Genomic DNA, 23470 nt, shown 5'->3' on the forward strand with positions numbered 1-23470 from the left:
TTACCTTAACAAATTAGATAACCGACGCGGCGTCTATTTCTGCACTGGCTAGACTGCCTTAAGCTCTACACCGATATCGGCGGGCGAGCCGAAGTAGACGCTACTGGTAACAAGAGCGTCAACGCCGCTGGCTGCGAACTCCTGAACGTTACTCAAATTAATGCCCCCGGCAGCCAGAATTTTAATGTGAGGCCATTTGTCTCGCAAAATGGAGCACCATTGCTCAAGATGCGGTCGGCTGACTTTATCAAACTGAATAATGTCCGCCCCAGCAGCCATCGCCTCGTGAGCCTCATCCAGCGTCTCGGCTTCAATGACTATTTTTTCTCGACCAGATGCCTGGCATGTAGGCTCAAGGCTTCGCGTACTGATTGCCATCCGTTCGGTAGTAGTGAGCGATGCTGAGGAAACACCAATACGGTTTCAGATAATCCCAGGCGATGTGGAGCCGCGCCACCAGCCAAAGCGGCTTTTTGAGCGACACGCCTGAGACCCGGAGGGTGCTTGCGTGTGGTTAGTATCCCGATATCCTCACTTACCTGATAAGCCAGCGTACACATTTTGTGGGTGCGCGTCGCCACGGAACAGGCGTATTCAAGCAGGTTCTGCGCCACTTTCCAGCAGTCCAGCAAGCTTTGGGCTGAGCCCTCCGCAGTCACTATAGCGTCACCTGGCGCAATCTTGTGCCCGCTGGAATGCACTTGCGTTACATGCCCGCCTGAAAGCTCAACCAGGCGGGCAACCTCTTCGCTGCACGCCACAACTAAATCTGTACGAGCGACCCAACGAATCTGTGCCGCTTGGGTCCCAATAGCTAAAACAGCGCTAGTCAGATCGAAGTAAGAAACATCTTCTTCCAGCCAACCTTCCAGAGTCGCCGTATCAAAAAACACCGAAGCCTGCAGCATCATTAAAAATTTCCGTAACGTTTCAGCGTGAAAAACACGACCATGGTCACACCTGCCAGTATCAGTGACAGTTGGTTCGCACAGTAAAACTCACCATCCAGCACGTGGTTGTAGATCGCTAAAGACAACGTTTCAGTACGCCCGGAAATGTTACCTCCCAGCATTAGCGAGACCCCTACTTCGCCCAAGGCACGACCGCCTGACAAAATCAAGCCTGTCACTACCCCTCGTCTTGCCAGGGGCCAATCCACACGCCAAAAAACCTGCCAAGGGGACTCGCCCAACGTAGCTGCCGCCTCTCGCATCCGTTGTGGCACAGCCATGAATGCCGTCTGTACAGGTTTCACCATTAAGGGGAGTCCCGCAACAAAAGCAGCGATAACCAGGCCCGGCAAGGAAAATACGACATCGGGCCGGAGCCATTCAGGCAGGAAGAGAACCAGCCAGCCATTTCGCCCTAACGCCATCAAGAGCACGTACCCCAAAACAATAGGGGGAAAATCAGGGGTAGCATGATCAGTGCGTCGACCACGGCCTTGCCATAAAAAGTACGGCGTGCCATTAGCCAGGCTAGGCCAAGGCCGAACACCAATTGCAGCGTGATGGTCCATAGCATGACCTTGATGGTTAAACCATAGGACGATGCGGCACATTGCTCCAGCATTAATCCAGGCCGTAACTCTGCAAAATTTCGCGAGCTGGCGCGCTGGCGATATAGTCAAGCCATGCCTTGATTGCCGTATCGTTTTCTCGGCCCTTCATCACCGCAACACTAATTACGATGGGCGTGTAACACTCTGACGGAGCCACTACAAACCCACCTATCTTGTCTCCCTGGGCAAGAGCTTCAGTCAGATTAACGAAGCCTGCATCCACTTCCCCTAAGGCTACATAGCTACCTACCTGAGGAACCGTGTCGCTTTCCATCACTTTAGATTGCAGAGGTTCCAATAGCCCCGTGTGTTCCAGACATTGCATAGCGGCCATACCATACATGGCACGCTTTTGATCTGGCATAGCAATGCGCTGTACTTCAGGTCGCTGCAGATCAGACAAGGTAGAAAGCTGTTGGTTTTTAGCGTAGATCAGGGCCAGCTTACCGTCTCCCAGCCTCACGTAAGTATCGGCAAGCCCTAGCGGGGTCAGGAAGAATTCGTCGGCAACCAATAAGGCAATATCAGGATTTTGTCGCGCTTGTGTCTCGATTTGCTTTAGGTGGCCAAAACTTGCCTCTGCCTTAATACCGGTTACTTTGCTGAAGTTATCCATCAGCTCCAGCAAAGGCTTACGATAGCCCGCTGCGGAGGCCATCAATAGCGAATCCGCATTGGCTGATCCTGCCCCCATCACCAGGCAAAGCGAGACCGCAACTGCCCATGTCGTTCTAAGTCGTTTCATCACTTTAGCTTTATTCTTCTAAAAATCGATATATAGCAAAGTATACATCGAAGAATTACAGTAAAACATAAGAGTCCAAACAACAAAGAGGATGACAATAAGTTTGAGCTAAAGAGGCTCTTGAGCCCCCATGGCATCAACGTAGTCCTCCGGCACATAGATCATACGGCCATCATCAAGACGATAGGTAATCCCTGCGCGTGAGCCCTCCCCTTGCCCGACCTCGCCACTGGACTCATATCGCGTGAGTTCCTGCCCGTCTTTGATGGTGATGCGCATGTCGGCTTCGCCGGGGTTTTCAACCACAACCACCTTGTCCTGGGCATAAGGATTCAGCGGGTTGTGCGCGATCACCACCATCAGCATGGCGATAATCACCAGAAACAGGTCAACAAGGGCTTAAAATAGCAAGTCATCCGCTATTTTAATTGGCTCTCTCAGTAAGCCACCCTTATTTAATCTGAAGTGCAGCTCTTGATTTAACGCCTTTTTAAGCCCTGCCAAGGAGTTCGCCGATGCCAATTATCGCCGCAGCCTTATTGATTTTAGCCGCGATTATTTATGGCGCCACCATGCTTTACCTGACAGTGACTGCAGAGTTTGGCCGCTTCAGCGGCGTTGCCGCCGTGGTATCAGCCGCCCTTGTTATGGCCTTATTCATCTCAATGGGGCTTCGCCGATACCGGGCGATACATGGTGTCACCATCAAGGGAAAGCGCACCTTGAAGCTAAAAGGCACATGGGGTGAAATCCGCATCGATGCAAACCAAAAAAGCGGCAAGCTAGACCTGGAAGGGAAAACCGTGCTTTTTATTTTTGCAGATATCGCTGATGCGCGGGCTGTAGCTAATGAAAAGACCTGGCAACTGGAGCTTCTGCTCAACAATAATAACCAAGCTCTTTGGTCCATACCCATGAGCGGCGGCAAAGAAGCCCGCCGATGGACAAAAATATTAAAACTTGCCGCTGCGCAAGAACTGTAAATACCCCACTCAGGACACTTGTACGCTCCCATATCAAACCACTGGTGCACGCGCGTACAACCATTGGGTGTCAAAATGGTGTAAACATCAGTTATGAGGCCTTCCCGCAACACGGACATGGCGACATGATCCGCGTCTCTCTGGAGCGAGCGCTGCAGATATCCACTACGAATTGAGTAGGGTGCCTTGCACAGCAATGGAGGGCAACGGAGCCGCCTTTGCTACAGGCTCATACCAAGACTCTTTTACAGTAACCACTCTATAGGAAGGACCGAGAGAAACCGTACGAAGCCTCTTTTCAGCAGACTCGTTTCAGGCTCCGTATCGTGTCTAAGCGGCTTTCCGTCGCGCTGTTCGATCCAATACACCTTCCCCGATTCGGAGAGGCGAACCTCGTACGAACCTTGGGGTATCCCTTCATCGAAAAATCCTCCAATTTGACGCGCCATGCTGGGGCTTTCTATGACAAAGCCCAATTCGGTATTCAAAAGTGCAGAACGTGGATCGAAATTAAAGGAACCTACAAATATACGTTCATCGTCAACGGCAAAGGTTTTGGCATGCAGACTGGACCCGGAACTGCCGAACGGCCCGGCGCTCTCGTTACGCTTGATCTCGGGCGAAACCCGACGCAACTCGTAAAGCTTGATTCCTGCCTGCAGCAAATCTTTACGCCGCTTGGCATAACCAGCATGAACCGCCGCCACATCGGTGGCATCCAATGAGTTGGTCAATATGCGTAACTTCACACCCGCTTGGGCCATATCCGTGAAAACATCCACGCCAGCCGCCGTCGGTACAAAATAAGGGGAGATCAGCTCCACGTTATTGCTGGGCTGGCCGAGCATTTCGCCCAGCTGATAAATCAGCATCGTTTCCGCCTTTGCCGTGCCTAAACCTTTGGCTGGGTCATCGCTGACCATCCGCGTGTCAGCCCATTCGAAAACGAGCTTTCCTTCGAGCAGATGCGTAATGAAGGCGGAGTTCTTGATTGCTGCGGTGTATTCTTCGGAGGCCTCAGATCTGCCCATGGCTTCGGCTGCTGTTCTGAGCTCCTGCAAAACTGTCGCATTTACGTCGGGCAGAATCAAGTCAACGGGATAGGACGATTCGCTTTCCCAATAACGATCGAAATCCAGAGACACATCGTTGACCACCTTCCCCACGGCCATAACATCAAGATCGGCGAACAAGACCGCCTCACCTGCCCCGAAGTATTCGTCACCCACATTTCGTCCACCAATAATCGTTGCCTGATTATCAGCCGTTAGCGACTTATTGTGCATACGACGATTGGCTCTCATGAAATTGGTCAGAAACCCAATCGCTTTGGGCTTGCGCACCACAAAAGGATTGAACAAACGAATTTCGATGTTCGGGTGGGTATGCAGACCGGCAAGCTCTTTATCCAGCCCGACCGTACCGTTATCATCCAGCAGAAGGCGTACTCGCACGCCCCGTTCCGCTGCGGCATGCAACTCTTCAAGAAGCAGGGTACCTGTAATATCGCCATGCCAGATGTAGTACTGCACATCCAGCGTCTTTTGTGCAGATCGCGTCAATAAGACACGAGCAGCAAAAGCGTCATGGGCGTCGGCCAGAGAATAGATACCACTTTTTCCTGGATGCGCCTGAGCCTGGGGTCTGATGGCACGGCCTAAAGCTGTGTCTTCGGCTTCAGCCTGATTTAGGGCCAGACTGCTGGGCCGTCCTTCCAGTGATGGTAAGGAACAGCCCGCTAGCAGCCCGACAAGCATAAAGAAAACAAAAGGGCTGGGGGAAGAAAGAACGCTCTTCATACGTGCCAAGAAAGATGAAATCATGGCGCTACTGTAATCTGGAACGCGTCGCTTTGCATACTTACTTGTGATGAGGGAACACGCCGGCTAGCCAACGCTCAGCACTCGAGTATTTCTTCCAGTCGCTGCAACAGTTTCTGGCGTGCGTTACGCATGTGAACCTCACACACTTCAACGGCGGCCAGGGCGTCTCCGGAAGCGATCGCTTTGGCCAGGTGCTCGTGTTCGTCCCAGATGGACATGCGTTGCTCTGCTGATTGCAACACCGCCCCCATGACTCGACGCAAATGCGCCCAATGCACCTCTGAGCTGGCTGCAATCAAAGGATTGCCCGAGGCTTCATAAATAGCTTTGTGAAAAGCTTCATCAGCCTCGATCATGGCACGCACGTCGCTGCCGCGCGCAACCTTACGTCCCGTACTGATTAATGCGGGTTCAATTACGGCTTTCTGTTCTGCCGCCAAACGGGTTGCCAACGCCTCAAGGGCTCCCCGCACTTCGTATAAATGCCCAATTTGAGCAATATCCAATGGCGCAACCATCACTCCCCTGCCCTCAGCATCTTGCAGCAACCCATCTTTTTTCAAAAGCTGTATAGCCTGAAGCACGGGGAGCGGGACACATTCAACTGTTCTGCTATATCTTCCTGCGTAACCCTGGAACCCGGAGCCAGCGAACCATCGCTAATGGCATCCAGCAAAATACGATATACCTCGTCTACATAATGAGGCCGGGCCTGCAACTTACCCGAAAGTTTGGCACGCATGAATAACGTACTCCACAACAAACAAAATAATTAGGTACGGCATGCAAACCTTTTTACTGGCTGCATGCCGATGTCCGTGTTAGTAAAAATGCAGCCTAGAGCGAATTCATCAAGGCTGCCATCGGATCGTTCGAGCTGACCGAGTCGCGTTCAAAAGGATTCTGTAACTCGTCAACGGGTCCATCCAGCAATTGATTTGCCCCCCTGCCATCAAGCTGCTGCATGATTTCTTCGTCGCTCAGCACTGCGGACTTGGACATTCCACCGGTAACCAGCTGAGGATACATAACCACAGCGGCAACCACGACTAACTGCAATACGACAAAGTAGGCAGAACCCTTCCAGATTTGTTCTGTCCGCACCCCCGGAACAAGCTGCTTACTGACCGGATCAGTATAATCTTTCTTCGGTGCCACGCTACGTAAATATAACAAGGCAAAGCCAAACGGCGGGGTAAGAAATGACGTTTGCAGCACTAGGGCAATCACAATTCCGAACCAGATCAAATCAACACCCAGACTATTGGCAACGGGAATCAGCAGGGGTACGACAATGAATGCTATCTCGAAAAAATCAAGAAACATGCCCAATACAAAAATAATGGCACAAACAGCGATAATAAAACCCAGCTCTCCGCCTGGAATGGCATCAAACAGCTTTTCAACCCATAGGTGTCCATCGGCCGCACTGAAGGTAAAGCTGAACACCGTCGAACCAATCAGGATGAACATGACGAAAACAGCCAGCTTGGCGGTATTTTCCAAGGCCTGATTCAATAACGACCACGTCAGCCGTTTACGAATCATCGCCAACACCATCGCGCCTATTGCCCCCATTGCACCGCCTTCAGTAGGCGTGGCAATGCCCATAAAGATGGTTCCTAAAACCAGGAAAATGAGTATGACGGGCGGGATGAGTGCAAACACAAAGCGCTCAGCCAGCTGCGATAACAATCCCCATCCGGTAATTCGGTTGATACAGGCAAAACTCAATGCACTGAGCGAAGCCACAATCAAGGCGGTAATTGCCACCTGGTCGGTGGGTGCTTTGGCAGGCCTGCTGAACACCTGCGCCATGACTTCGTTATGCAGACCTGCCCATAGCAAGCCAATCAAGGTGCAAAGCAAAACCAGCATGCCTAAGGAACGACGGCCCGTGTTTCCCTTAGCCGTGCATTTGATCCGTGCATGCTCTGGCAAAGCGGGTACCTTGTGAGGCCGAAAAAACGCCACCGCCATGATGAACACAACGTAGATAACAATCAGCAGCAGACCAGGGCGTATTGCTGCCGCATACATATCACCAACGGAGCGTCCCAACTGGTCCGCCATAACAATCAGCACCAGTGACGGAGGCAAAGCCTGCACCATCGCCCCCGAAGCTGTGATAACACCGGCTGCAATTTCCCGGTTATAGCCATAGCGCAACATAACGGGAAGTGAGATCAGCCCCATCGAGATCACCACTGCTGAGGTTACCCCTGTAGAGGCTGCCAGCAGTGCACCCACCAGAATCACCGAAATGGCCAGACCCCCATTGAGCGTTCCAAAAAGCTGCCCCATTGTCTCAAGCAGATCCTCAGCCATACCCGAACGTTCCAGAATAATACCCATCAGCGTAAAAAACGGAATCGCCAACATGGTTTCGTTCTGCATGATCCCAAATATGCGTAAAGGAAGAATTTGGAAAAGGTTGGTCGGAAAGAGGTCCAGCGCAATACCCAGCACACCGAATATCAGCCCGGTTGCAGCCAGTCCGAAAGCAACTGGAAAGCCTGTCAGCAAAATAACGATCAGACTACAGAACATGATCGGTACAAAATTATCCACCAGAAATGCAATCATCGTTCAGCCCTCCCATCGCGAGGGTCAGCATGAGCTTCCTGCGGCACCTCTATCGGCGTAGCACCTTGCTGATCATCAGAAATAGGGTCATCCATTTTCCCTGCCAAAAACAGCACGCGCTTGATCAGTTCGGCGACGGCCTGAAGCAACAACAGAAAAAAGCCGGATGGGATCAGCAAGTACGCCGGCCATCGGATCAATCCGCCGGCATTTCCTGACATTTCATTCGTTGCCCAGGCATTGGAGAAAAATCCCCAGCTAAGGCTAATCATGAAAATACAGAAGGGGAGCAAGATGAAGCCAATACCAAAGATATCGACTACGTTTCTGCCTTTGGCTGTGAGACGATTGGAAATAAAATCAATACGTACATGGCCATTGCATTGAAAACAGTAGGCACCGCCGAGCAAGAAGACTGCTGCATATAAATACCACTGCGCTTCCAGCATCCCGTTTGAGCTGATATCAAAGGCTTTACGCGTGATGGCGTTACCCGCGCTCAAGATTGTGGCAACCAGCAACAGCCACTTGATAATGGCACCGATGTAGCGGTTCAGGCGATCAACCCCTCCCACCATAAACTTTAGAGCAATCATTTTTTGTCTCCATCTATATTATTATGAGTGTGGATTCAGCTGATCTATCTACCTTTTACCCTTTACAGATCCAACACCAGCAACTCCGTTTTTGCTCGGGATACGCACGCGGTCAAATAGCGGGTTTGCTCGTCCGGTCCAAGTATGTAGTCTTGATGATCCACGTCTCCGGAAAGATAGCCAATTCTGCATGTGCCGCATAAGCCCGAAACACATGAGGTCGGCACCACCACACCCGCCCCAGCCAAGGCATCGCTCAATGACTCGTTTGCAGCAACATGTATCAACTGCCCTGTACTGGCGATCTGCGCCATGAATGCGCCGTTTTCCAGTTGTTGGGCATCCTGCTCCCTGGGCTCCGGCGCTTTGAAATGCTCGCAACGAACCGTTCCCTCGGGCCAATGCTCAGTCGCCTGCGCACAGGCTTTCATAAATCCTTGAGGTCCACAGTAGTACACCTGGGTATTAGGACGGATGTCAGCCAGCAAGGTGTTCAGGCACAAACCCTTTTCGGGGTTCCCCTGGTCCAGGTGCAAGTGAAGCTTTCCATTGCTCTGCCAGCCCTGCATATCGTCCTGAAAAGCTGTGGTTTCTGATGTACGAGTACAGTAATGCAGTTCAAATGAGGTGCCTTCTTCTTCTAGGGCGTGAGCCATGGATTTTAATGGCGTGATGCCGATGCCACCTGCAATCAAGATCGCATGGTCTGCCACTGGAGCCAATTCAAAATGATTTCTGGGCACACTGATGCTAACGCTTTCCTGGACCCGAAGTATCTCGTGCAGCCGTTTGGATCCGCCTCGTCCCTGCGGGTCTTTCAGAACCGCAATCACATAACGATGCCGTTCTCGAGGATCGTTACATAATGAATATTGACGTATCAGGCCCGGCTCGATGTGTACATCAATATGGGCGCCTGCTGTAAATGCCGGCAAGTCCCGCCCATCGGCGCTGACAAACTCGTAAGAGTTGATCCCTTTGGCTTCGTATCGAATTTGTCGCAGGACGACCTGCAGTAGTCCATCTGCCCCTGTTTCAAGGCCGACCGAAGGGATTTGATCCACTATGGCATTCATTTGCTGCTCTCCTGTCTGCGTACATAGGAGAACAGGTCTGCAGCGACCTGCCCCCTTTCATTTCCCTATCAGGACTCCGCTGCCACTGCGCTCAACGACTGTTGAAGCTCAAGCATGCTCTGTTTGACAAAGTTCTCTCGCTCCTCACCACGCAATCCGTCGGCCGATGTCAATATCCTCACGATTTCCCGGGTGGCATGACGGCGACGGCTGACCTCAAGCTCCAGATCGTCAGATTCCGGAATTTCCAGAACGTTACCAGCACAATAGCTATTGGGAGCACCAGCAAGTTCTTTCAGCCATTGCGCGAACCCTTCCGGTGTCGCCGCCTGATTGGTACCTCTTACACCATCACGCAGCATTTTTCGGAACATATACACGCCCGCATCAAACTTGGTTGGGTTTTCCAGTGCATGTACAGCAATGGGCCGCTGACTGATAATCGCCTCGTAGTCCCCCGGAGCGTGCTGACACTCCTTGTAATTATGTCGAGCGCGATGGTCTTCAGGAATTGGCGGCAAGTCTTCCAGCTTGTATTTCCCAAAACGTTCCGGACGGCGCATAGCAACCTGCCCTTCAAGGAAATCAATGGTTTCGTAACCCACCATCTCTTTGTTACCTACACCTCGGGTGTCGATACCTGGCCCCATCACTCTCCAGCCAATCATCTTGCTGTTTACGTCATCCACAGGCACAGTCCAGCGAATAATATGGAAGCGGCTGAAAAGTTTTTGCTTGCTGCCATCCTCGGAGGTGTAGGCATGCAGACTCAAGTTTGGTAGCACCTGATGCTGCACGCGAATAAACAGATTATCCTTGCTGGCTCGTCGTGCCCCCGCACAAGCCAGACTGCGTCCACCGTGTACAGGAATAAACTGCATGTCAGGGGCCACTTCCATAGAAGCAGCTCCCACCTCGTCAAAGGTCGTGCCCTGATAATTCCCACCCACTACATTCTTGGCAGCGTGTAGCGCTGTCGGATGAAAGTTATCTGCGGCATTGTCCTGTACCTGCAGCCAGTTGCAGTGCTGGAAATTACTGAAAGGCACGAGCTCGTCTGTAGGCAGAACCGTGAAATTCTCTTCCCACTCTGGAAAAGGAGGCTCTTTTTCGGGAGGTCCCATATAGGCAAAGATCAAGCCATTCCGTTCAAAGGCTTTATAAGCCCCCTGCCGAATAGAACAGGCATACTTTTCGCCTTCCGCTTCCTCACCCTTGGGATAAGGAACATGTAAACACGTGCCATCCACGTCAAACACCATACCGTGATAGCAGCACATGATGCCGCGCTCCTGAATAGCACCATACTCAAGCGAGGCCCCACGATGCGCACAATGCGCGTGCAGCAGGCCAATCCGGCCACTCTTGTCACGAAACGCAACCAGTTCTTCGCCCAGAATTTTCAAAAAGCGTGGCGTATCCGTCAGCTCAAGAGCCATGCACACCGGATGCCAGAAGCCACGCATGTATTCACCCATTGGCGTACCAGGCCCAACTTCGGTAAGTTCTGAGTCGTGTGCAGGGATCTTGTTCGTGTGGTAGCCGCCATAAGGGGTCATTTTCTTTTCAATTTCAATCATCTCATCCTCTCTTTTCATAAAGTAGGTTCAAGCACACAACTGCATCGCGTCACCTTGTGACCAAACAGCTGTAGAATTCGGTGTTCTGTATACAGAGTTCAGTATCGGCGCAGTGTATTTGAGATGTCAAGAAAAAAACCAGTCTATGGGGAAAGCCCTAAGCCTTGATCTAAAGCGGTAGGTCAGGCTGGCAATGAAAATTTCGCCTCTCGAAGCAACCACGCTCGCAGCTGTTCGACGCGGCGAATGGTCTCCAGATTATTCCGATAGTACAGAAAATGCATTTCTCGTTTCAGAATCTGCTGATCAGGAGCCGGGAGCACAATAAGCCGTTGATCTTCTATTTCTTTTTCAGCAAACCGTACCGTTTCCAATGCCACGCCCAGTTGATCAACGGCGGCGGCCACTGCCATGGCCCCCTGTCAAAGGACAGCCTCGGCCCAAGCGGTGCCGCCATGCCTTTGCTGCCGAACCAATCCGCCCACGTCACAGGGCTGAGGGTGGAATCAATGAGCGGCAGGTTGAGATACCAGGGCTGACTCAGTGCCAGCCGAGCGTAAAGCTGCGGAGAGCAAAGCGGAACCAAAGGCTCGGCGGCCAAGGCCTCAACCACCAGATAAGGGTCGGGGCTGGGAGCTTGCCCGTAGCTGATCACGCAATCAATATCCGTAGCCTGACGCAGATCCGGCGCAACGGCGTCAGTACGCAGATGTATCGCTAGCTGCGAATTGGCATGCATGAACTCGCTTAAACGAGGGCCCAGCCATTTCACCGCCAGACTCGGCGCACAGTGCAAGGTAAGCGTATTGGTTTGCCCCGACTCTCCTTGTGTTTCGCGACAGAGTTGCGCCAATCCATCCAACAGCGGCTGCAACTCACGATAGAAGGTCTGCCCTAGAGCATTCAGATTGACGCGGCGGTTGTGGCGCACAAACAGCGGCCTGCCAAAATGATGTTCGAGATTCTTCACCTGATGACTGATAGCCGAGGGTGTTAAATGCAGCTCCTCTGCTGCCAGGCTGAAGCTCTCCAGACGCGCAGCTGCCTCAAAGGCTTTAAGCCATGCAAAATTCGGTAATGCCCGCATCCCATTTCCTTTCAGTTGAATATTTTTAATCTATAGATGAAAAACATTCGTTTGTCACTCACCATTTAACTTGCCTACCATAAATTCATGTATTTGCCATTGAGGTTCGCCACATGAGTCAAATGGCCACGCTCAGCAGTACAGCCTGATATTACCCATCTACAGAGGAAATGTTTCATGAATGCCAACACAGACATCAACGCAATGCTGGCTCTGACCGGCCGTAAATCTATTTATCAGCCTGAGCAAGCCGGCCTCATCTATCCCGAAGAGCCCACTTTCAACTCTATCGCAGAAGAACGTCAGCACCTGAAAGAACGCTTGGTTGCCGCATGCCGCGCCTTTGCCCTGCATGGACTGGACTATGGTTTCGCCGGACACCTTACTGTGCGCGACCCGGAACATCCAGGGTTGTACTGGACCAACCCCATGGCGGTGCACTTTGCGGATGTCAAAGTTTCCAACCTGATTCTTGCTGATCACGAAGGCACGGTTGTTGAAGGCGACTACGCCATCAACCGCGCCGGCTTCGTATTACACGCCGCTGTACATGAGGCCCATCCGGACATCGTCGCCATGTGTCATGCCCATACGGTGTACGGCACCGCTTTTGCCTCGCTAGGTCAGGAAATTCTTCCCATTACGCAGGATGCCGCCGCTTTCTTTGAGGATCATGTAGTCATACGTGAAGAAGCCGGACAAGTTGCAGTCGAAGCCAAAGCTGGTCACAAAGTAGCTGATGCTTTTGCCGGAGTGAAAGCCGCCATCCATCAGAACCATGGCTTGCTCACTGCCAGTCGCCACAGCATAGAAGCCGCCGCGTTCTGGTTTATTGCGCTGGAGCGCTGCTGCCAACAGCAATTGATGATTGCAGCAACAGGCGTTACACCCACCCTCGTCACCCCAAAACGGGCTCGCTACAGCCGTGAGCATGTAGGTAGCGAGTACATTGGATGGCTGCACTTCCAGCCTATCTGGCAAAATCTGCTAAAAACCCAACCCGATATGTTTGATTGATCACGGCTCAAAAGCGGTTGGTTTATGCTGTGCCGGGTCGCTCTAATAATTTTAAATAGTAAAAACAGGAGACAACACCGTGGAACGACGATCAATACTAAAACTAACCGGCCTTGCCGGTATCCCAGCCGCAGGAGCGGCTCCAGGCATTATCAAGGCACAGGAGAATCTTCGCTGGCGCCTGGCATCCAGTTTTCCAAAAACCTGGACACCATTTATGGCGGTGGCGAAGTATTTGCACAAAAGGTTCGAGAACTCAGCGAGGGAAAATTCAATATTTCTGTACACGCCGGAGGTGAGCTGATGCCAGCAATGGGCGTTGTGGATGCACTGGAACAGAACTCAGTCGAAGCAGCCCACACCGCTCCCTACTATTTTTTCGGCAAAGACCCCACGTTCGCCTTAAGCTGTGCGATTCCTTTCGGTATGAACTCACGACAGCTGACCGCGTGGATGTATCACGGTAATGGCCTGGAACTGACACGCGAGTTCTACGCAGAACATAACATCGTGAACTTCCCCTGTGGGAACAGTGGTGTACAGATGGGAGGCTGGTTTCGTAAAGAAATCAACACTGCCGAAGATATCCGTGGCCTTAAAATTCGTATTGGCGGCCTGCCCGGCCGCGTAATTGAAAAGCTCGGAGGCATCCCGCAAAACATTGCAGGCGGCGAAGTGTATCAAGCTTTGGAAAAAGGGGTAATTGATGCTGCCGAGTGGGTAGGACCCTATGATGACCTGCGCCTGGGTTTCTATAAAGTCGCGCCCTACTACTATTATCCAGGGTGGTGGGAAGGTTCAGTAGGGCTGGACCTGCTGGTCAACAAAAAAGCCTACGACGCCCTGTCACCCCATTACAAAGACATTGTTTCAGCGGCTAGCACCTATGCTCATCTGGATATGCAGGCCAAGTACGATGCCCGTAATCCGGATGCATTAAAAGAGCTCGTCGGCAAAGGGGCAAAGATTTTGCCTTTCTCTAAAGAAGTGCTGGACGCATCTTTTAAGGCCAGTGAAGAGCTATATGCCGAACTAAATGAAAGCAATCCCCGATGGCGCAAAATTTTCACCGATTACCGCGCGTTTCAGAAGGATTCGATACTTTGGTTCCGCTTCGCAGAAGCCCGTTTCGATCAGTACATGCAGTCGGTAAAACTTTAAGCCTTGGGCGTAAACGAGCAAATAGTGCCTCTGATATCACAGGCACTATTTGCAAGAAGTCCTTAGCACCGCCTCTCATAGGTTCCTCTGCCTCTAGCAGTACGCAGCTTGGCTAACAAGTCTTGAGCGGAGTAAGACCTCTGTCAGACTCGCTTGTTTGCGATCATAGTCGAAATACTTATGCTCCGCCCAAGTGTAACAAACTATACTCACGCTACAGTAGGAACGACGGTAACAGCAGGAGCCGATTATGGCTCGGTCAGGGCAGGCGAGATTTTTTGGTTCCAAGGTACTCTTGTCGTGTCTGTTCGTCGGAATATCTCCAACAAAAAGACCCATATGACACCCAGCATCCCCCTAACATTCCTCCCAAAGCAACAATCAGTACTCGCTTGGGTTTGTCATGGCTTAAAGGCAATGTGGGTGCCCTTTGTGTAAAGTATGACAAAGCATCAATTTTATAGTCTCGAAGCGGTTCGAGCTGTGCAAGTTCACGCTTTATTTCGTAGTAATTAGGCGGATAAATGAGCGGTGCTTCTTGCCTGGTCTCAAGTTCAGCGCTCAGATATTTCTCACCGAGCATGAAAAGACGCCTGCTGTCGCTAAGCTCTATTATCGTAGCCCCTTCCGTTTGTCTTGCTACGGCGTAATCCTTAATATCCGCCAGTTTGGCGGTATGCAGCGCATTTTCAATATTTTCGATGCTGTGCTGTCGCTCTGTCGCTAGCTTGAAATCGATATTGTTCAGCTCGGTTTGTCGGGAGAGGATCTGCGCATTCAATTGATCATTAAATTCTTCATCAACTTGGTTAAATGAAAGGTTGTTAACCCAATCCAGATAGCCTGTTAAAATTTTCTGGGCTTGCTCCGCCGTATCGGCACCAAATGAAAGTTGGTAGTATTGGGCTATCTCATTCTTATCAGGGACTTTTATGTGTAGCTGATCTGCTAAATCTATCAACAGCCTGTGGTTAGCTATTGAATCGTCAGTCGTTTGTTGTTTGTAGTAATCGGTTTCACCTAGATATGCCCATTGATTCCTTGAAATAGCGGCTTGCGCAACGAACGAGTTGAACAGCGAAGAACTTAGGGCCTTAGTATCAATTGACTGATTACCTGTCACTCGCGCCATCGCACGCCGTTGATCGAGATAAGCACTAATTTGCTCCAACCGAGGAGAGCTAACATACGCCACCGATGTCCACTGTTCTTTTGTAGTCAACGCATAAATGGCCGAAAGCGCCAAGCCCGCGAAGAAAAACAACACCAAGATGATGCGCCCTTTCCAAAGTTTCTGGAAAAGTTGAACTAAATCTATCTCGTCGTCGTGCCTAGTGTTACGCAAGGGAAGCTCTGACATTAGAAAGCCTTCCCAGACTGTATAACGCTAGAAGCATGCACTGCCTTAGAATCACGTATAGGCTTGCCTAACGTCGAACTACGAAGTGCAAATAAGATATCTCTGCAGATCGCTCCAGCTCGTATTTGAGTTAGACCTGAGCCGAGAATATATGTGTTCCCGTCCTGACTAATGCATACCAATCTGTATCGGTCGTTAGGTTTGTCAAGATGCTGAACCTCAATCCGTCCAACAGCGGTATGCTCCAACCAACCGCCTAGCCATTCAAGGTCACCATGTGGTGAGATCCTTATACTGCGAATAGCAAAGGCATAACGGTTGAAAATTTTAATGCGAAGTGCTATCACCCCTGTGCATAACAGCGTAGCTAAAAATACTGCTGTAATCTCACTTAACCCGTATGTAAGTGCCAAATTGGTGATTCCAAGCGTCCCCGCTATAGCTGCCACAAGATACACAATATTAGCGGTTAAATTGAGGTCGCCTATATGCTGTTTAAAGTGAAGAGTTGTCGATTGATCAGCCTCAATACCAAGATAGTGGCCTTGGATCTGTTGTGTTGCGAAAGCCATAGCGTGAAATTCGAATAATAAAGGAGTGAGTTAAAAACAGATAATAGAATAATTAGGAATCAATATTACAAAATAATTACAATATATATATATTGTAACCTAAAACAATAACTCACAACTTTAGGGCTGCAGGAATCACATACAAATACAGTCTATGGACCGGACTAATCGCTAAACATCCGCCTGTGAGGCTTTGTCATACAGACCAAAGTAAATACTTCCTTGAATTTCAGAGTATCAGCAGGAGGGACATCATAGTCCCCACAAAGGGAGGTTCATTTTTAGTCTCGACAGATATACATTCGCCGAGGTTAATCTTCTATATGAAAAGAGTTGGTGTTTCGCCTATAAACCCTCTTTTTTAGGCTTCCTGCTGTAATCGCCATGTTGGCCGCAAACACCATGAAACGCTGACTGTTTAGCTGCACCCGTTGCTTTCATTACCCGCGCACTCACGGTTACAAAAAACAAACAGCTATTTTATGACACCGCAGGCCACTCTAGCTCCGCCTCCTCCCAGAGGCTCAGGGTGATCCGCATGGTTATCGCCCCCTTATGCACCATCAACGATCGCCCTGCCACCTGATCAAGGGCGGTCAGGCGTGGTGCCAGAACGGGATTTGCAGCAGTCCCATGCTCGTCAACATAAAGCGCAGGCAAATCCCCCAGATGCCCGTCTCCCCACGGATAGCCGTGCTTAGCTGTTTTTTCCGGATCAAGATGACCACCCGCCGCACCGGCCGGAGTCATTTTCCCGTCTACCTCTGCCGCGTCGCAACTGGGATTCTCGTGAATATGAAAGCCATGAACTCCAGGCTCAAGGCCCTTAAGCTGTGGTGTAAAAACCAGTCCGTACTTAGATTCGGAAATTACCACCTGGCCGATTTCATCCATGACGCCCTGTTCAGTAGCCTGATGCACGGGCACGGTAATGTCCGCGAAGGCAGTCGATGCCAGGCACATTCCAACGGTCATACCTGCCGCCAGTACCGTTGCCCTTAAGGCACCATATGGCTTGCAACCTTCACCAACGGACCCTTTAGTGTGTAAAGGCTGGCGATCTCTGCAATGACTGTGCATTATTTTCTCCTTAGTAACTCACAAAATCGGCGTTTGCCGTAAACACTACAAATATTGGGTGTATATGGCTGCCAGCAATTTATGTGCCTAAAGAAAACATGGGCAAGACAGTAGTTTGTGCAAAAAACGAAAGTGCCGGTGCATGTGGCCAATGCATTCATCGGCCACCTGCACTCCAAGCCAATACCGGCTTAGCGCTCTGCTATCGGTTCAGAACTTTCATTCCAGCCCCCACCCAGAGCCTTGTAAAGTGTGACCTGATTGCTGTTTTTAACCAAACGCAGCGAGATCAGATCTTGCTGAGCCGCATAAAGGCTACGCTCGGCATCGAGCACATTCAGGTAACTGTCAACTCCCTGGCGATAACGGGCATCAGATAAAGACTGTCTGTCCGCTGAGGCTTCAACCAGGGCATTTTGGGCGTCAAGCTGCTCATCAAGTGTGCCTCGCTGAGCCAGACTGTCAGCCACCTCGCGAAAAGCACTTTGGATCGCTTTTTCATACCGGGCCTGAGCAATATCGCGATCAACCTGGGAGACTTCCAGGTTGGCACGGTTACGCCCTCCCTCGAAGATAGGCAGGTACAGTTGCGGCATAAAGCTCCATGTGCCACTGCCACCCTCAAAGAGACCGGAGAGCGCACTGCTGCTGGTGCCTGCCGATGCAGTCAAACTGATACGCGGGAAAAATGCCGCACGAGCGGCTCCGATGTTGGCATTAGCCGCCTGCAGCAATCGCTCCGCTTCAACCACATCAGGGCGACGCAGCAACACTTCAGAAGGCACACCAGCATCCAGCTGGGTCAGCGTCACACGATCATCTTTTTGCGACTGCGGAAGCAGAGCGTCGGAAAGCGGACCGCCTACCAATAGCACCAGAGCATTCTTATCCTGTGCAATCTGGCTCGTAAACCTTGCTACATCAACACGCGCCGACTCGACCAGCGTTTGTGCCTGCCGCAGTTCGAGCATGGACGCCACGCCCAGTTCATGGCTGCGACGAGTCAATGCATAAGAGTTTCGCTGACTTTCCAGGGTTCGTTCGGCCAGTTGCAAACGCTCCTGATCCGAGCCAAGGGTCAAGTAAGCATTAGCGACCTCAGCCACCAATGAAATCTGAACCGTTTTGCGGGATTCTTCGGTGGCCAGATAGCGCTGTAACGCATCTTCGTTAAGGCTGCGTACGCGCCCGAACAAATCAAGCTCGTAGGCACTTACGCCAATGCCCGCATTGTATTGACGAGTAATTCCTGCCTCGCCGCTAGCGTTGAGGTCGGCCGGTAGACGTTGACTTGTGCCCGAGCCGCTGATTCCTATTGATGGAAAAGAGTCAGCTCGCTGAATTCGATACTGAGCCCTTGCCCTGTCGATATTTAGCGCCGCTACCCGCAAGTCTCGATTATTTTCCAGCGCCATCGAAACAATCGTGCGCAGATTTTCATCCAGGATAAATTCGTGCCATGCAATATCGGCTACCCGCAGCGTTGATGCGGCCGCGCCGTCGGATTCGGCATAGGCAGAACCCTCAGGCCAATCGCCAGCTACGGGCAAGGCCGGCTGTTCATAGTTTGGCGCCATGCTGGTACAACCAGCAAGTACCAGCGCTGCAGCCAAAGAGACTAAGGTTAAGTGTTTCATATTAAATCTCGTTGGACGATGGTGTTGCTGTGGACTCTGTAGCCGGAGCCTTGTCTTCTTTCTTTGAAGAAAACAGCCTGCGAACCACCACGAAGAACACCGGGATAAAGAAAATACCCAATACCGTCGCGGCTACCGTTCCGCCGAACACCCCCGTTCCAATCGCATTCTGGCTGCCTGAGCCTGCCCCGGTTTTTATAGCTAAAGGCAGTACCCCGAGCCCAAAGGCAATCGATGTCATCAAAATAGGGCGCAAACGAAGTTTGGCTGCTTCCATAGCGGCTTCAACCAGCCCCATACCCTGATCCATCAGGTCTCGGGCAAACTCAACAATCATAATGGCGTTCTTCGAAGCCAGACCAATTGTTACCAGCAAGCCCACCTGAAAATACACGTCATTCGACATGCCACGGCCAGTCGCCGCCATCAGCGCGCCCAGTACACCCAAGGGCACCACCAGCATCACAGCAAAAGGAATTGACCAGCTTTCATACAAGGCAGCCAGACACAGGAAGACTACGATCAACGATAGGGCATAAAGTGCAGGCGCCTGCGATCCGGACATACGTTCTTGATAAGAAAGCCCTGTCCACTCGACGTTAAAGCCATCTGGCAACTGCGCTGCGATTTCCTCTATGGCTGCCATTGCCTCGCCTGAGCTTACGCCAGGGGCAGGTTCACCCTGAATCTGCACCGCAGGAATACCGTTGTAGCGCTCCAGACGCGGGGAGCCATACTCCCAGTGCGCGGTGGCGAAAGCCGAAAACGGCACCATCTGTCCTGCATCATTGCGGGCATACCATTTCTGAAGATCCTCAGGCACCATGCGCGACTCTGCCTCGGCTTGTACGTACACTTTTTTGATTCGACCTTTATCGATAAAGTCATTGACATAGGTGCCACCCCATGCGCTGGACAGAGTACTGTTGACCTGGTCCATGCTTAGCCCCAAGGCACCTGCCTTGGCCTGATCAATGACGATACGATACTGTGGCGTGTCGTCCTGACCATTGGGCCGTACTGCAACCAGCTTAGGATTTTCAGCCGCCAGAGCAAGCAACTGATTGCGCGCCTCTGTCAGTTTTTCGTGTCCTGCACCGGCGCTATCTTCGAGGTACATGTCAAAACCGGTTGCATTGCCCAATTCAAGTACAGCTGGCGGGGCAAAAGCGAAAGCAACACCGTCTTTGATTCTCGACAGAGGACCCGCTGCACGATCCGCAATCGCCAGTGCGCCGTTTTCTGAACCCGGGCGCTCATCCCAGTCTTTTAAGCGAATAAAGCCCAGGCCTGTATTCTGGCCTGCCCCGGCAAAACTGAAACCAGCTACAGTAAAGATAGACTCGACGTTGTCCTTTTCATTTTCCGCAAAGTACGCTTCCACTTTATCAAGCGAGGCCAAGGTGCGCTCTTGCGTCGCACCGGCAGGGAGCAACACCTGGGTAAACAGGATGCCCTGATCTTCGTCTGGCAAGAACGACGTAGGCATTCTGATAAACAGCAACGCAGCTACCACAATCAAAGCCAGGTAAATCAACAGGTAGCGGGTACTACGCGCGATCAGTTTTCCAACCACCGACTGATACTTCAACGTGCTTCGATCAAATGTACGGTTGAACCAAGTGAAGAAACGCCCTTTGGGTGCATGCTCACCTTTTTTACCGGCTTGAGCATGGTTGCGCAAAGCGCTGGTGTCAAAATAATAGCCACCAGAACCGACAAGCCCATGGCCGAGACAATGGTAATCGAGAACTGACGGTAGATCACACCGGTGGAGCCACCGAAAAATGCCATCGGCACCATCACCGCGGAGATCACCAGACCAATACCTACCAGCGCGCCAGTAATCTGATCCATGGATTTGCGGGTGGCCTCCAGGGGTGACAGCCCCTCTTCGGACATTAGGCGCTCGACGTTTTCAACCACCACAATGGCATCATCGACCAGCAAACCAATCGACAGCACCACGCCGAACAGCGTCAGCGTATTAATAGAGAAGCCAAAAGCCGCCAAAATACCAAACGTACCAAGCAAAACCACAGGCACGGCAATGGTCGGAATGATCGTAGCCCTGATGTTCTGCAAGAACAGATACATCACCAGAAAAACCAGGACAATGGCTTCGATCAGGGTGGAAACCACGCCTGAAATAGACACTTCAACAAAAGGAGTGGTGTCAAAGGCCACTACTGCTTTCATGCCTTCAGGAAAGGACTTTTCGAGCTCGCTGATTTCGCTTTTAATCGCTTCCGCGGCATCAAGCGCGTTCGCACCTGTCGCCAGCTTAAAGCCTAAGCCGGCAGAAGGAAGGCCATTGTAGCGAGCCACCACGTTGTAGTTTTCGCTGCCCATCTCAATACGAGCAACATCGCGAAGCCTTACCGACGCACCGTCAGGCGTCGTTCGCAGCAATATCGCACCAAACTCTTCAGGCGTTTGCAGCAAGGTTTGCGACGTAATGGTTGCATTGATTTGCTGCCCGGCCACGGCTGGTGTTGCCCCCAGTTGCCCGGCCGACACTTGGGCATTCTGTGCCTGAACGGCACCCACAACATCAGCAGAAACCAGGTTATAGCTGTGTAGCTTACTTGGATCAAGCCATACACGCATAGAGTACTGGCTACCAAACACTTGCACTTCCCCTACTCCGTCAACACGACTCATGGGGTCAAGCAGATTGGCTTGAGCGTAATCACCAAGATCGGTAGCAGTCATGCCCCCGTCTTCTGAAATCAGGCTCATCACCATAATGAAGTTGGCAGTTGACTTGGTGACGTTCACCCCCTGACGCTGCACTTCCTCTGGCAGCATCGGGGTGGCGATAGACAGCTTGTTTTGGACCTGGACCTGGGCAATATCAGGGTCGACTCCGGCATCAAAGGTAATCGTGATATTCATGCTACCCGACGAATCACTGGTGGATGACATGTAATTCATGCCATCAATGCCCTTCATTTGCTGTTCAATGACCTGCGTCACCGTGTCTTGTAATGTCTGGGCAGATGCGCCTGGATAAGTAGCCGCAATGGTGACTTGCGGTGGCGCGATGCTGGGATATTGCGCGACAGGCAAGCCTAGGATGGAAAGCCCGCCTGCGAGCATAATCACTATCGCGATTACCCACGCAAAAATCGGACGATCAATAAAAAATCGTGACATAACTTAGTTGCTCCTGAGGGTGTGCAAGCCGATTAATCGGCAGACGACACGGCTTGCGCGTCGGTTGGAGCAAGCGCTTCGACAGCATTGACGGCAACACCAGGACGTACTCTCTGTACTCCCTCGACAATCACCCGTTCCCCGGGCTCAATGCCTGCCTCGACCAGCCACTGATCGCCAATCGTTCGTACTGTAGTCAAGGTGCGGTTTTCCACTTTTCCGTCGCTATTGACCAGCAACGCTGTTGCATTGCCTGTGGAGTCTCGCGACACACCTTGCTGAGGCACCAATATGGCTTGTTCGCGTACGCCTTCTTCAAGAAGAGCACGCACATACATACCCGGCAGGAGCTGCAGCTCGGGATTAGGAAATACGGCGCGCAAGGTCACCATGCCGGTGCCTGGATCAACGGACACATCTGAGAACTGCAGCTCGCCGCTATGGCTGTAGACCGTTCCGTCCTCAAGCATCAGCTTGACGTTGGCACGCGCCTGTTCGGTGGTCGTGAGTGAACCCGAGGCCAGCGCTTTGCGCAGACGCAGCAGTTCGATGCTGGACTGGGTTACGTCAATATAAATAGGATCGAGCTGTTGAATTTTGGCAAGCGGCTCAGCCTGATTGGCTGACAACAAAGCGCCGGGAGTGATAGATGACTGTCCGATGCGTCCTGAAATGGGCGCCTTGATATCGGTATAGCCCAGATTGATGGCGGCAGTATCCAGTGCAGCCCGTGCCGACGCCACATCGGCCTCAGCCTGCCGCATCTCGGCAACGGCCTGATCATTATCCTGCTTGCTGACTGCATCAATCTTAACCAGCTCGCTGTAACGGCCCGCTCTGAGGCTGACAACCTTTAAGGTGGCCTGGGCTTTAGCCAGCGCCGCTTTTGCACTGTTGTGGTTGGCGCGATAGGTAGCCGGATCTATTTCGTATAACGTCTGACCAGCCTCGACATCACTGCCTTCGGTGAAAAGCCGTGCCTTAACAATACCGCCGACCTGTGGGCGGACTTCAGAAATCAGATAGGGACTCGTCCGTCCTGCCAGCTCTGTCGTCAGGGCTACCGATTGAGACGTAATCGTTTGCACGGTGACCTCAGGGATCTCGGGAGCAGGCGGCTCTTCCGATTGCTGGCCGCAGCCAGCAACGACAATCAGGCTACCGGCTATAACTAAGGCTTTCAGTAGCGGATGGGCGAAGTAGTGCTTCATTGGGACTCGATTTTTGGGGTTGCAAGATGGACAAAACACGGTGCCATGCGCCATCCGCTCTCAAATAAGAGAATGCGGCCATGATCCGTACAGTACGGTCAGTTTATGCTTGGCAAAGTTAAGTCGTCAAGCAAAACTGTACGGGTCGGTACTAAAAATCTGGATCCAGCAATGAATGTTAAAAGTGAGACCCGCCGCGAGGCCATACTAGGCGTTGCATTGGATCTATTTTGCGA

16 protein-coding genes and 4 pseudogenes are annotated in these 23470 nt (G+C 51.7%); 3 read left to right on the forward strand and 17 right to left on the reverse strand.

All coding sequences use genetic code 11. The features are described from left to right. Positions 1-48 precede the first annotated feature (48 nt). The 5 genes from L1889_RS12615 to L1889_RS12635 all read right to left on the reverse strand — a co-directional run bounded on the left by L1889_RS12615 (position 49) and on the right by L1889_RS12635 (position 2693). A complete protein-coding gene (locus L1889_RS12615) occupies positions 49-378 on the reverse strand; it encodes a beta/alpha barrel domain-containing protein (protein ID WP_238665405.1) in 330 nt (109 codons plus the stop codon). Next, positions 318-911, reverse strand: a complete 594-nt coding sequence (locus L1889_RS12620) for a beta/alpha barrel domain-containing protein (protein WP_238665406.1) — start codon at positions 909-911, stop codon at positions 318-320. Before L1889_RS12620 ends, L1889_RS12615 begins: the two co-directional genes overlap by 61 nt. Continuing rightward, a complete protein-coding gene (locus L1889_RS12625) occupies positions 911-1519 on the reverse strand; it encodes a molybdate ABC transporter permease subunit (RefSeq protein WP_238665407.1) in 609 nt (202 codons plus the stop codon). Before L1889_RS12625 ends, L1889_RS12620 begins: the two co-directional genes overlap by 1 nt. A 52-nt stretch (positions 1520-1571) precedes the next feature. Then, positions 1572-2306: a molybdate ABC transporter substrate-binding protein gene (gene modA / locus L1889_RS12630; protein WP_238665408.1), complete on the reverse strand. Its 735-nt coding sequence runs from the start codon at positions 2304-2306 to the stop codon at positions 1572-1574. A 108-nt stretch (positions 2307-2414) separates the two neighbouring features. Next, positions 2415-2693, reverse strand: coding sequence for a DUF2149 domain-containing protein (locus L1889_RS12635; RefSeq protein WP_257793992.1), 279 nt, complete (start codon positions 2691-2693; stop codon positions 2415-2417). 128 nt (positions 2694-2821) lie between these two features. Here L1889_RS12635 and L1889_RS12640 point away from each other — a divergent pair, with 128 nt between their 5' ends. Continuing rightward, positions 2822-3289: a hypothetical protein gene (locus tag L1889_RS12640; RefSeq protein ID WP_238665410.1), complete on the forward strand. Its 468-nt coding sequence runs from the start codon at positions 2822-2824 to the stop codon at positions 3287-3289. Positions 3290-3534: 245 nt separating this feature from the next. Here L1889_RS12640 and L1889_RS12645 read toward each other — a convergent pair whose 3' ends face one another. From L1889_RS12645 to L1889_RS12675, 7 genes and pseudogenes are all read right to left on the reverse strand, one after another. Beyond that, on the reverse strand, positions 3535-5088 hold the full coding sequence (locus tag L1889_RS12645; protein ID WP_238665935.1) for a phospholipase D family protein: 1554 nt from the start codon (positions 5086-5088) through the stop codon (positions 3535-3537). A 98-nt stretch (positions 5089-5186) separates the two neighbouring features. Next, positions 5187-5854 (reverse strand): annotated as a pseudogene (locus tag L1889_RS12650) (GntR family transcriptional regulator). Between the two features lie 95 nt (positions 5855-5949). Beyond that, the gene (locus L1889_RS12655) at positions 5950-7698 is read right to left on the reverse strand and encodes a TRAP transporter large permease (RefSeq protein ID WP_238665411.1); all 1749 of its coding nucleotides are present in this window, start codon (positions 7696-7698) and stop codon (positions 5950-5952) included. Next, on the reverse strand, positions 7695-8294 hold the full coding sequence (locus L1889_RS12660; protein WP_238665412.1) for a TRAP transporter small permease subunit: 600 nt from the start codon (positions 8292-8294) through the stop codon (positions 7695-7697). Before L1889_RS12660 ends, L1889_RS12655 begins: the two co-directional genes overlap by 4 nt. Positions 8295-8356: 62 nt before the next feature. Then, the gene (locus L1889_RS12665) at positions 8357-9370 is read right to left on the reverse strand and encodes a PDR/VanB family oxidoreductase (protein ID WP_238665413.1); all 1014 of its coding nucleotides are present in this window, start codon (positions 9368-9370) and stop codon (positions 8357-8359) included. Positions 9371-9438: 68 nt separating this feature from the next. After that, positions 9439-10950, reverse strand: coding sequence for a Rieske 2Fe-2S domain-containing protein (locus L1889_RS12670; RefSeq protein WP_238665414.1), 1512 nt, complete (start codon positions 10948-10950; stop codon positions 9439-9441). A gap of 340 nt (positions 10951-11290) precedes the next feature. Then, positions 11291-12037, reverse strand: a complete 747-nt coding sequence (locus L1889_RS12675; protein ID WP_238665415.1) for a LysR family transcriptional regulator — start codon at positions 12035-12037, stop codon at positions 11291-11293. A gap of 177 nt (positions 12038-12214) precedes the next feature. Between L1889_RS12675 and L1889_RS12680 the strand changes: the two genes are divergently transcribed. Beyond that, the gene (locus L1889_RS12680) at positions 12215-13054 is read left to right on the forward strand and encodes a class II aldolase/adducin family protein (RefSeq protein ID WP_238665416.1); all 840 of its coding nucleotides are present in this window, start codon (positions 12215-12217) and stop codon (positions 13052-13054) included. A 79-nt stretch (positions 13055-13133) separates the two neighbouring features. Next, positions 13134-14215 (forward strand): annotated as a pseudogene (locus L1889_RS12685) (TRAP transporter substrate-binding protein). A gap of 259 nt (positions 14216-14474) precedes the next feature. Here the strand turns inward: L1889_RS12685 and L1889_RS12690 are convergent. The 5 genes and pseudogenes from L1889_RS12690 to L1889_RS12710 form a co-directional block, all read right to left on the reverse strand. Beyond that, positions 14475-15575 carry an LPS O-antigen chain length determinant protein WzzB gene (locus L1889_RS12690; protein ID WP_238665417.1) on the reverse strand — a complete coding sequence of 367 codons (1101 nt, stop codon included), beginning with the start codon at positions 15573-15575 and terminating at the stop codon, positions 14475-14477. A 1047-nt stretch (positions 15576-16622) separates the two neighbouring features. Beyond that, positions 16623-17122 (reverse strand): annotated as a pseudogene (gene sodC / locus L1889_RS12695) (superoxide dismutase [Cu-Zn] SodC). A gap of 296 nt (positions 17123-17418) precedes the next feature. After that, positions 17419-18864, reverse strand: a complete 1446-nt coding sequence (gene adeC, locus L1889_RS12700; protein ID WP_238665418.1) for an AdeC/AdeK/OprM family multidrug efflux complex outer membrane factor — start codon at positions 18862-18864, stop codon at positions 17419-17421. 1 nt (position 18865) lies between these two features. Next, positions 18866-22023 (reverse strand): annotated as a pseudogene (locus L1889_RS12705) (efflux RND transporter permease subunit). Positions 22024-22055: 32 nt separating this feature from the next. Continuing rightward, complete coding sequence (locus tag L1889_RS12710) at positions 22056-23234, reverse strand: efflux RND transporter periplasmic adaptor subunit (protein ID WP_238665419.1); 1179 nt, start codon at positions 23232-23234, stop codon at positions 22056-22058. Between the last annotated feature and the right edge of the window lie 236 nt (positions 23235-23470).

This window comes from Paenalcaligenes niemegkensis (assembly GCF_022230885.1).
In the GTDB taxonomy this organism is placed as follows: Bacteria; Pseudomonadota; Gammaproteobacteria; order Burkholderiales; family Burkholderiaceae_B; genus Paenalcaligenes; species Paenalcaligenes niemegkensis.